Raw genomic sequence first — 10,893 nt, forward strand, 5'->3', positions numbered from 1 at the left:
ACTTCTGTCGTTGCCAAGACACTGTCAACGGCTGGGCTTTGCTGAATTAACCGAGTTGTCTGCTGTACAACTTTTTTAGTATCTTCCAGCGTCGAACCGGGAGGGAGTTGCACCGCAACTTCCGAGAAACCAATGTCACCGTTATCAAATAAACCTTTAGGAATAAACGGGACTAGCGCCAAACTGCCCAGGAAAAATGCCAGAGCGATCGCCATCGTTGTCAGGCGATGCCGCAAAGCCCACTTCAGCACAAAGCGATACGGTTGAAATCGATTTTTTTTCCGGCTGTTAGCGCCGTTCCCGTTCCCATTTCCGGGTGCGTGATTGGCGGGTGAAGTCTTCTTCGGTTTGAGCAAATAAGCGCCCATCATCGGGGTAATCGTCCGCGCCACCAGAGTAGAGAAGATTGTCGAGACAGCAACCGTCACCCCAAACGGCTGGAAAAACTGCCCCGGAATGCCACCCATAAACGCCACTGGCAAAAACACCGCGATAATCGTCGCCGCGCTCGCCAGCACAGCCAAACCCACCTCCGCGGAAGAATCTAAAGCCGCTTGGAAGGGCGTTTTGCCCATATCCATGTGGCGATCCATATTCTCAATTTCAACAACGGCATCATCCACCAAGTTCCCCACCGCCAGCGCCAATGCCAGCAAAGTCATGTTGTTGAGGGTGTAACCCAGCAAATATTGCACGGCAAAGGTAGGCAGCATGGATAACGGCAGTGCCACGGCAGTAATCAACGTGGCACGCCAGTTCCGCAAAAAGATTAGAATCGTCAGCACTGCCAGCAGGGACGCTTGGATCAAGTCATCAATGGTGCCATCGTAGGATTCGCGGATAAAGTCAGCGCGAGTAAAGATGAGTTTTAGCTGGACATCCGACCCCAGGGTTTTTTGCAGTTCTTCTACTTTCTGGCGTACCCCTTCTTCCACCGTCACCAGAGTGCTGCCAGTGCTACGCAAGACGGAAAAAGACACGACGGGTTGATTATTCAGCAGTGCCGCCTGCCGGGGGTCAGAAGAGCCATCGCGGATTTCTCCCAAAGCGGATAAGGGCACCGAACCCCCGCCCGGAAGGATAATCTCATAGTTTTGCAACGCCTGGACATTCGGCGCACTGCCTAAGGTGCGAATGCTTTGTTCGCTCCCGCCTAACTCCGCTCGTCCGCCGGGTAAATTGACGTTGAGGGCGCGGATTTGGTCGTTGACTTGAGTCGCTGTAATGCCCAGAGCTTTCAGACGATCGGGATCGAGATTGACGCGAATTTCGCGGTCAACACCGCCAACCCGCTTGATTTGAGCGACTCCCTCCACCGATAGCAGGGCGCGGCTAATCGTTTCGTCAACCAGATTACTTAATTCTTCTACCGATTTTTGCTTAGAAATGACGGCGTAGTTCATAATCGGCCCACCGGAGAACTCCAGCCGTTGCACGATCGGTTCGTTGATGTCTGCGGGTAAACTTTGGCGAATTTGGGCGACCGCATTGCGGACATCATTCGTCGCGCGATCGCTATCTGTCCCCAATACAAAATTAACGACGGTGGTAGAGACGCCGTCGTTAACTGTTGAATTTAATTGGTCTATATTTCCCAGACCCGCGACAGCATCTTCAATCGGTTTCGTCACCTGAGATTCTAGTTCCGCTGGTCCCGCTCCTGCCTGGGTGACGGTAATCGAAACCGTTGGTAGATCGATATTTGGGTTGATATCAATGCCCAAACCTGTAAAAGAAAACCAACCTACCACGGTCAAAATCAAAAATAAGACCAGGGTAGGGACGGGTTTGCGAATTGACCAGCCGGAAATGTTCATAAAAGGCGAATTGAAAGATTAAAAGATTGCTGATTGCTCGTGGCTAATCGCCGATTATCCTTCGCGATTAGCCATTGGCTATTGACTATTGATGACTCGAACTTTGTCGCCTTCTTTGAGATACCCGGCACCGGCAACGACGACGCGATCGCCTGGTTTTAACCCGCTCTTAATCTCCCTTGTGTCCCCGCTCGCCACTTCTCCTAGTTCTACCTTCCGAGCTTGAACCGTGTCTTCACCCGATAGCAGGAATACAATTGCACTACCATCCGGCTGAGGGAGTATCGCCTTGGCAGGTACCGTTACCCCGGTCGTGGTAGTAGTCGTAATTGCGGCACGGGCAAACATCCCCGGTCGTAAAGACAAGCTTTCCCCGCGCGAAGGCTGGGGCAGGTCAATCGTGACGGTTGCTTCACGCCTTTGCGCGTTCACCAGGGGTGCGATTTCTCTGACTCGCCCCTGCAAGCGAACCCGGCTATCGTTATCCGAGGTAATCGTGGCGGGTGCCCCAATTTTTACTTGCGGCAGTTGGATAGCAGGAAGTTGTGCCTCCAATTCCAGTTGTCCGTTGCGGATGATCGAAAAGAGCGGTTTACTGCCAGAAGTGACATCCCCAATCCGGGCTATTTGCTGAATTTCATCATCTACTTTTGGTCTGGTAACAATGCCTCTAGCCGGAGCGCGAACCTGGGTTTGTCCCAGCTGAGTTTGCAGTTGTTGCAGATTTGCCGCACTGCTCCTGACCTCAGCTTCAGCACTATTGATATTCGCTTGGGCAAGGCGAACCTCTTCTCTCGCGGTTGCGGCAGTGGTGGCGCGAGCATCTAGCTCTTGACGACTAATCGCCCCTGCCTGAGCCAGTTGCTGATAACGCTGGAGATTTCGTTGGGCTTCGGCAAGGGTGGCTCGGCTTTGCGCTAAAGCGGCTTGTCTTTGCCGGACAGCAGCTTGGCTCGATTCTAGCTGTGCCTTTCCCCGATCGAGTTGCGCTTGTAGGACGGAATTATCCAGAACTGCCATTACCTGTCCGGCTTCTACGGTTTGCCCCTCGTCCACCAAAACTCTCTGGATTTGTAAGCCGGTTGTCTGGGACAAAACGGGGATGAGTTCGCGGGCTTCTACTGTGCCGCTGGTTGTCAGAGTGCGGGCAACTTCGGCGGATTGGGCGACAGTTGCGGTGACACTTTGGCTGGGTGGTGCTGCCTGTTGCGTGGCATCTGGCTTCTTCGCAGTCTTAGGCTGTGAAAGCAGTTTCATTCCGCCTGCGGTGAGGGCGATGCCTAGCCCTAAGCCAAGCGCCACACCCTTCCAACCAGACAGACCTCTTTTTTTGCGGCTCCGCTTCCAGCCGTCGTCAGAGGATTCTTCGTCACCGTCCCAGGTTTCATCTAATTCATCTAATTCATTAACTTCTATCTTTTTTGGGGCTTCGTCCATCACCGCGCTCCCTCCACGCTTTCACCTTACTGGCGGCAACCTTTTGCAAAGAAATGTTGCAAGGGCTACTTTAACTATGATGCAAAATTTCTGGTAAAAGATGCGATCGCAATGTGACGCTAGGAACCCAGACTTGCGGTAGAGTTCTCAATAAAAGACCCTTGGCTTAGCAACAAGAACGACCTGATGAAAGCAGTTTTGATGACAGCATCTGGCGCACCGGAAGTCTTGCAACTTCAGGAAGTCCCAAACCCGACGATTGAACAAGGCACAGAAATCCTCGTCCGTCTTTGGGCGGCGGGAATCAACCCGATTGACACTAAATTGCGGCAGCGGGGCACCTTCTACCCAGACCAAATGCCCGCTATTTTAGGCTGTGATGGGGCGGGAGTCGTGGAAGCAGTCGGTTCTGGCGTCCAGCGGTTTAAGGTTGGCGATGAAGTGTATTTCTGTGCAGGTGGACTGGGGGCAAAGCTGGGAAATTATGCTCAAATGGCGGTTGTTGATGAGCGATTTGTCGCCAAGAAACCCACCTCTATAAGCTTTGCGGAAGCCGCTGCTGCCCCTCTGGTTCTGATTACCGCTTGGGAAGCCCTATTTGAACGAGGGCGGCTAGAACCCAAGGAACGGGTGCTGATTCACGCGGGTGCTGGCGGTGTCGGTCACGTCGCCATTCAACTGGCGAAGCTGAAAGGTGCGGAAGTTTGTACCACCGTTAGTTCTCAGGACAAGGCTGATTTTGTCCGCGAATTAGGTGCCGATGAGGTAATTTTTTATCAGCAAACTGACTTTGTCCAGGCGGTTCTAGATTGGACTGGAGGAGAGGGCGTAGACTTAGCCTTTGATACGGTGGGCGGGGAAACCTTCTATAAAACGTTTCCCGCCGTGCGGGTTTATAGCGATCTGGTGACGATTCTGGAGCCAGACCCCGCTTACTCTAATTGGAAGATTGCGCGATCGCGCAATCTCCGGATTAGCTTTGAATTGATGCTAACCCCTGCATTGCAAGGACTTCTGGAAGCTCAACAGCATCACGCAGAAATTTTAGAACAGTGTGCAACCTGGATTGATGAAGGTTCGCTGAAAATTCACCTAGCTAAAACCTTCCCCCTCGAAGCCGCCGCCGCCGCCCACCAACTGTTAGAAGCCGGATCGATTACAGGTAAAATCGCCTTGCTGATCGAGGGTGAATAAAACTAACCAGCGATCAACCCTCATTGCGTGGCTTCATTAGCTGCAAAAGTGCTGTCAAAGCCTTGTCTTCCGAAGCATTGACCCGGCGATCGAGCAAGGCAATGCTGACCGCTTTGGGAAGCGCGATCGCAGCAATATCTGGATCGAGTCCTTCCAGCAATTGCTCAAGCGACTGGGGCACTTTCAATGCCGATCTGACACCCAGCAGCATGGGTTCTTCTAAACCGAGTGCCTGAAGCTGACGAGACCAAACCTCCCAGCTGATCCTGACTTCCGGTTCCGCCGCCTGAATCAAATAAGCCAGCAACCGCTGTAGCTTACTTTGTTGCTGGGGCGTTAGCTGAGGCTGGGAATCCTCCGCTGGCTTTGCATCGGTTTCTTGATTAAGGTTGTGGACAATTTGCTGCCAGTCTTGCTTGTCGCACCCTTCTGGTTGGTCTACTGTCAGCGAAATGCTAATTTTTTGGTCTGAACCGGCATTGAGGTGCGTGACTTGGGCACGTACACCGAGAAAGCCCAGCCACTGGGCAATCGTCCCAATCAGTGTGGAACGAGTTGCCTGACAGCTAGCGAGTAACCGGATTTGAGTGCGAACCATTGGGCGCACGATTTGCGAAAGCATAGTTTACAAAATTGCCTCGATTATTATCTGGTTATTAACGCTTCATCTGCATTGGGTGCTGTTACCAATCAGACTTTTCTCACCTTACATTTTGCACCGGGAAACTTCTTCCCTACAGGTGTAGGTTTTTGACGATTTGGGAGCGTTAAATATTCAAAACTTACCCTTACAAGGAGGAGTTGGGGGAGAGGTTCGCGGATTTCTGGCGAAACAGATGAGTATGTTCAGGATCGTACAGACGCGAACGACGTTTCGCTGTCGCCAAAGACTCTGGCGTATTTTCCACCGTCCCCAAGGCGGGACTAATCACATAAAGCGTCGTCCGAATCAAATTTTCCTGCTGCGTCACAGCTGCCATTTGATCCAAAGGAACCAGGAAGATTTTCTCATCAGGCCAACCGACTCGAAAGCAAATCGCCACAGGTGTATCGGCGGGGTAGTGCTGCATCAGTTTCGCTTGCGCGTCTTCGACGTGACGCGCCGCTAGATAAAGGCATAAACTTGCCTGATGCGCTGCTAGGGAGGCTAATTCTTCTCGTTCCGGCACCGCTGAAGCGCGTCCGCTAATCCGGGTGAGGATAATCGTCTGTACCAGTCCTGGCACCGTTAGCTCAACTTTGAGCTTGGCGGCGGCTGCCTGGAAAGCACTGATGCCGGGGACAATTTCAAAAGGAATGTCAGCCTCTGCCAAGGCTTGCATTTGCTCAAAGACAGCACCGTAGAGGCTGGGGTCGCCAGAGTGGAGGCGGATCACAGATTTATGCGATCGCACTCGTTCAATCATCACTGGCAGAATTTCTTCGAGGGTTTTATTCCCGGTGCGAATAATTTCCGCATCCGCACGCACCCCCTGCAAAATTTGCACCGGCACCAGAGAATCGGCAAATAAGATTACATCCGCAACCGCGAGTAGTTTCTGCGCCTTAACCGTCAATAAATCTGGATCTCCCGGCCCTGCACCGACAATGTAAACGGCTGGTGCCAGGGGAGACAATGATTCGCCAATAAATTTAGTCGCCAATTCAGACAAACCTCTTCTAGAGTGTGTAACTTATCAGTCATCTGTTGATCGTTCTGCAATTTTGTCAAAATTGCAGATTGCTTCTGATTCCCGTACAGCGGTAGCTATCTGCGCCTACCGAGTCCAAAAAATTAAATTGATTACGGACACTTTCCGGATTCGTTCCACTTCCCCGGTAATTAAGGAATGGTAGATGCACCCTGGTTTTGCTCTAGAGTTTGACTCTAGAGCATTTTTTTTGGGATTTTTTTGGGAATAATTTCTCCTGAAACCTGGCTTTTTCTACCAATTCACTTGATTAACGCGACACTTCAATTCTTAAAGCCCGATCGGAAAGACGGTTGAGGCATCTGAGGTGTAATCTCGCTCCCGTGAAATGGGAGGATTCATCGTTGGGTGTTCTCGCTGGAAGCATTCTCATGACTAGAAGCTGACACGACATCTGGCAGAGAACGACGCAACAAATAAACCCAAGCCAAACCCGCCAATCCCAGCGCCATTCCCAGTAAACTGATTGCTTGTGCCATTCGCAACGGCCCCAGCATCAAGCTATCGGTGCGTAACCCCTCAATCCAAACGCGACCGGCGCTATAAGCCACCATGTAAACCAAAAACAGCGTACCTGCCTTGAGACGTGGTCTCTTCAAATCCCGAAAAAACAAGGTCATCAGCAACCCAAACACCATTAAATTCCAAAGAGATTCATAGAGAAAGGTGGGATGGAAGTAGGCAAAATTTTGGTAATCGGGCGGACGGTTCTCGACCGGAATCAACAGTTTCCAAGGCAAATCGGTAGGTGCCCCGAAGGCTTCAGAATTGAAGAAATTGCCCCAACGCCCGATGGCTTGACCCAAAATGACAGAGGGCGCGACTAAATCGGCAAGTTGCCAAAAAGAGATTTTTTGGATTCGGGCAAAAATCAAAGCTGCCAAAGTGCCACCGATGATCGCCCCATGAATGGCAATGCCTCCTTTCCAGATGGCAATGATGTCACCCGGTCTTTGGGCGTATTGTTCCCACTCAAACAAAACATAGTAGAGTCGGGCACTGGGAATCGCCGCTACAACTAGCCAGAGTGCGAAATCGCCCGGTATATCTGGGTTGATGTGACGGCGGGACGCCAGATATCGAGAAAGGGTGACGCCAATTAATACGGCTGAGGCAATTAATAGACCGTACCAGCGAATGGTAAACGGTCCCAGCTCAATGAGGATTGGGCCTGGAGAGGTAAATTCAAATGCCAAAGGCAGAGAGGAAATATCAAGAAGCATCGGCTTTGATTGAGTTCCAGCGTAGCCCGGACAAGACTCGCTGCTAGCACTTCATAGTTTATCGAATGCTTGATTCAAGTCTTGCATAGCAGCAGCTAGATCGCGATCGCTCACACGCCTCTAGCCAATTCTCAGTCCCCTGGTCTCAGTTCCCTGGAAATCTGGACACGCTGACACCCCTTTCCAAGGGCAATCAACATTCAATCAATCAAATTACTGCTGACCCTTGCGAAAAATGTCAAATTGTGAAAGTAAACAAGTTTCACGATCGCAAGCAGCAAGATTAAGACAAATAGCGGTAGCGAGTACCGATCCGATAGATAGATATTGATATTGCAACTGTACTTATATACGACCGTGATGGCAGCACTCGCGGAACCATCACGCTGAGATCGAACAGAGATGACTGAAGACCGAATTACTCAAAATCTTATCGTTGAAAATCGTAATCTGCGCCTAAATCAGCGTTCATCTATGCACCTGCCGCGCAGCCTGAGTGCCTTAGAAACTTGGGGTTTTGGGTTCACAGGTCATCTAGCCTGGATTGGCACAGCCCCGCTAATTCATGCAGCATTAGGATCATCTGCCATCTTTGTGTGGTTGCCCGCAGCGATTGTGGGGATGCTGCTGAATCTGCAAGTGAAACGCTTAGGAGAACACTGGCCTGAAATATCGGGAGGAACTCCAAATTACACGACTAAGTTACTCAAAAACTATCCCGGTCTAGCTCGTTATGCGGCGATCGCGTACTTCATCGGCTGGGCAGGATATCTGCCAATCAACCCAATTATCCTGACGAATCTCATCAAGACTAATCTAGAACCTTTAGGGATTGATTGTCCGGAAACGGCTCTGAAAATAGGATTCACGCTGATTGCTTATATTGTCGCGTTCAGCGGCACGCGAGCTTTAGCAATCTTGCACACGTTTTTCATTCTTCCAGCAGTCGGATTCTTATTGGTGTTTTGTCTTCAAGGTCTAGGATGGTTAGCCTTCTCGCCCGCGAGTCCCGGATTTTTTCCTAGCACCTGGTCAACCTTAAACTTTGTGGATTGGGCAAAGTGGTCTTTTTTCGCAATCTACATTGCCTACGCCTGCGAGACAGCCTCCGCATTTGTCGCCGACAGCCGACGCCCTGGAGAAACGCTGCGATTTCTCAGCTTGGCAGCTTGGCTAATGCCGCCGGTCATTCTGGGCGGTTCTTGGGTACTCATGCGCTTGGCAACTGTACCAGACTTGGGCGAAGACACGTTCTTGAACTTTTTCACAGCAGCAAAGCCCTTCTGGGGCGAGTCAGCTTCCTTAATCGTGACCCTCCTGATCGTCTCTAGCTGCCTTCTCGCTTGCGCGACTGCGGTTTCTAATTCTCCCCGCATTTTGTACCAACTTGCCCTAGACGGACACCTTTCACCCGTCTTCGCGGTCGTCTCCCGGCAAGGCGTTCTGCAACCTGCCCTAATATTTTCCCTTGGCATCAGCTTGATCTATTTGCTTTGGGGAGATATTTCTCGAATTGTGGTAGTAACGGGTACTGGCTATCTTGTCGCCATTATGTCAATCCAGCTGGGCTTGTGGTTGCAGCGAGGCAAACCCGAAGTGCGCTGGCCTTGGTGGTCGCTGGGCTTCTTCGCCCTCGAGGTGGTTGTTCTGGTAGTGGGGGGTTTAAGTTGGAGCTGGCAAGATGTGCTAGTTGGGCTGCTGTCTCCGATCGCTGTTTTGGCTTGTGATGCAGCGATTCGTCGGATCGCATTTGAGCCTTTCCACCCAGCCTGGTGGATTGAGCGTTACCGGGTGAAAAGCTTTCAGGTCAAAGATTTTGTTGCCTTTCAGGTGATCGTCCTGATTCTATTGGTTTGTAGTGCGACGGCGATCGCCTGGGTGCTTCGGAACGGGATTGGGCAGATTTCTGGGAATGCCAGTAACAATCTTTTAGTCATTTTGCTGATGACGCTCGCTTTTGTAGCGATCGCAGTTGCCTGCTGGACTAGCTTGCCTCAAGTGGCTGCGATCGCTGAAGCACGAGAACACGCGGAAAATCTTTTTATCACTGCCCTAGACACGGTTCCGGATACCATTCTCGTTTTGGATGAGAGCGGCGCGATTCGTCAAGCCAACCCAGCCGCTGTTGCCCTTTTCGAGATGGACGCTCATCAGCTGATTGGGCGTCGCCTCAACGATTTCCTCTCTGGGTTAGCTGGGTCGCCTGAGATTTGGCAAAGTCGCAGCGAACAGACATTCCGGCAGGATGAAACGAGCTTACGCACGATCGAGGTGACACTCTCCCACCGCTCGAATCGCCAGCTTCAAGAGTATATTGTCATCCTACGGGACATCACGGAGCGCAAGCTCTCCGAAGAAACATTGCAACAATCGGAAGAGACTGCTAGAAAGCAAGCGATCGCTCTAGAACAAACCCTGCGAGACCTGCGGCAAACCCAAGCTCAACTAATTCAAACTGAGAAAATGTCTAGCCTCGGTCAACTCGTTGCGGGTGTTGCCCATGAGATTAATAACCCTGTCAACTTCATCTACGGAAATCTGACCCATGTGGGTAACTACACTCAGGATCTTCTCGGTTTAGTTAACTTTTACCAGCAGGGTTATTCCTACACTGATCCAAACATTCAAGGCTTGGTTGAAGAGATCGATCTTGATTTTCTAATTGAGGATTTGCCGAAAACTTTGTCTTCGATGAAAGTAGGGGCAAACCGCATTCGGGAGATTGTTCTGACTTTGCGTAACTTTTCTCGGTTAGATGAAGCCGAGATGAAACCTGTCAACATTCATGAGGGAATCGATAGTACCCTCGTGATTTTGCACAATCGCCTCAAGCATAAACCAGAGTTTCCGGCTATTCAGGTTATCAAGCAATATGGCAACTTGCCGCTGGTGGAATGTTATGCCGGACAAATGAATCAGGTATTTATGAATATCTTGAATAATTCGATTGATGCTTTGCAGGAGCAAGATAAAGCGCGAAGCTCAGAAGAAATTAAAAAGAAACCCAGCACTTTAACAATTTCTACCCAACTTTTAGACAAGAATTGGGTGAGAATCGGGATTAAAGATAATGGGCCGGGGATGAGTGCAAGTGTCCTAGGGCAACTGTTTGACCCGTTCTTTACAACAAAACCAGTCGGTCAAGGCACTGGACTGGGTTTATCGATTAGCTATCAAATTGTTGTAGAAAAGCATGGCGGAAAGATGAAGTGTCTATCTCGACCTGGGGAAGGTGCAGAGTTTCAAATTGAGATTCCGATCGGGCAAACTTATAAAGTGAACCCCAGCGTCGATCGAGAGGTTCTAGGATAGAGATCCTAGCGAAAACTTTTGATTATTTATGTCTGCTACGTCCCGCTCTCAGGTTCAGTCTTCTACAGACAGTCAGCATCAAAATCAGTTTGATGAAACTGCTCCCGTTGCTAAACAGGGGGTAACGAATAAAAACCCAGCCAGAACGATTCCTCCTCTTTTAGGGGCAAATTTAGCTGAATTAACCCAATGGGTGCTTGCTCAAGGACAACCGGCTTA

At 50.5% G+C, this 10,893-nt stretch carries 7 protein-coding genes and 1 pseudogene; 3 read left to right on the forward strand and 5 right to left on the reverse strand.

The window, feature by feature from the left end:
* Both H6F50_RS03765 and H6F50_RS03770 read right to left on the reverse strand, forming a co-directional pair.
* A partial coding sequence (locus H6F50_RS03765; RefSeq protein WP_190426473.1) for an efflux RND transporter permease subunit occupies positions 1-1,817 on the reverse strand: 1,817 nt, incomplete at its 3' end.
* Between the two features lie 78 nt (positions 1,818-1,895).
* A complete protein-coding gene (locus H6F50_RS03770; RefSeq protein ID WP_190426477.1) occupies positions 1,896-3,254 on the reverse strand; it encodes an efflux RND transporter periplasmic adaptor subunit in 1,359 nt (452 codons plus the stop codon).
* 186 nt (positions 3,255-3,440) lie between these two features.
* Between H6F50_RS03770 and H6F50_RS03775 the strand changes: the two genes are divergently transcribed.
* Positions 3,441-4,448 (forward strand): zinc-dependent alcohol dehydrogenase family protein, encoded by a 1,008-nt coding sequence (locus tag H6F50_RS03775; RefSeq protein ID WP_190426481.1) that lies wholly within the window; start codon positions 3,441-3,443, stop codon positions 4,446-4,448.
* Positions 4,449-4,461: 13 nt separating this feature from the next.
* On the opposite strand, the gene H6F50_RS03780 is transcribed toward H6F50_RS03775, so the two are convergent.
* The 3 genes from H6F50_RS03780 to lgt all read right to left on the reverse strand — a co-directional run bounded on the left by H6F50_RS03780 (position 4,462) and on the right by lgt (position 7,362).
* Entirely contained in the window at positions 4,462-5,070 is a 609-nt protein-coding gene (locus tag H6F50_RS03780) for a hypothetical protein (RefSeq protein ID WP_190426485.1), read from the reverse strand.
* A 166-nt stretch (positions 5,071-5,236) separates the two neighbouring features.
* Complete coding sequence (cobM, locus tag H6F50_RS03785; protein ID WP_242028886.1) at positions 5,237-6,091, reverse strand: precorrin-4 C(11)-methyltransferase; 855 nt, start codon at positions 6,089-6,091, stop codon at positions 5,237-5,239.
* A 386-nt stretch (positions 6,092-6,477) separates the two neighbouring features.
* Complete coding sequence (lgt, locus tag H6F50_RS03790) at positions 6,478-7,362, reverse strand: prolipoprotein diacylglyceryl transferase (RefSeq protein WP_190426488.1); 885 nt, start codon at positions 7,360-7,362, stop codon at positions 6,478-6,480.
* A 402-nt stretch (positions 7,363-7,764) separates the two neighbouring features.
* Between lgt and H6F50_RS03795 the strand changes: the two genes are divergently transcribed.
* Together H6F50_RS03795 and H6F50_RS03800 are read left to right on the forward strand one after the other, a co-directional pair.
* Positions 7,765-10,674, forward strand: a complete 2,910-nt coding sequence (locus tag H6F50_RS03795; RefSeq protein ID WP_190426492.1) for an ATP-binding protein — start codon at positions 7,765-7,767, stop codon at positions 10,672-10,674.
* A 28-nt stretch (positions 10,675-10,702) separates the two neighbouring features.
* Positions 10,703-10,893, forward strand: a pseudogene (locus tag H6F50_RS03800) (hypothetical protein); the annotation flags it as partial.

This window comes from Coleofasciculus sp. FACHB-712 (assembly GCF_014695635.1).
GTDB lineage: Bacteria > Cyanobacteriota > Cyanobacteriia > Cyanobacteriales > FACHB-T130 > FACHB-T130.

Excerpts from the sequence above, each read along its gene's own strand:
- H6F50_RS03770 (WP_190426477.1), bottom strand. The coding sequence starts at position 3,254 with ATGGACGAAGCCCCAAAAAAGATAGAAGTTAATGAATTAGATGAATTA.
- H6F50_RS03775 (WP_190426481.1), top strand. The coding sequence starts at position 3,441 with ATGAAAGCAGTTTTGATGACAGCATCTGGCGCACCGGAAGTCTTGCAA.
- H6F50_RS03780 (WP_190426485.1), bottom strand. The coding sequence starts at position 5,070 with ATGCTTTCGCAAATCGTGCGCCCAATGGTTCGCACTCAAATCCGGTTA.
- lgt (WP_190426488.1), bottom strand. The coding sequence starts at position 7,362 with ATGCTTCTTGATATTTCCTCTCTGCCTTTGGCATTTGAATTTACCTCT.
- H6F50_RS03795 (WP_190426492.1), top strand. The coding sequence starts at position 7,765 with ATGACTGAAGACCGAATTACTCAAAATCTTATCGTTGAAAATCGTAAT.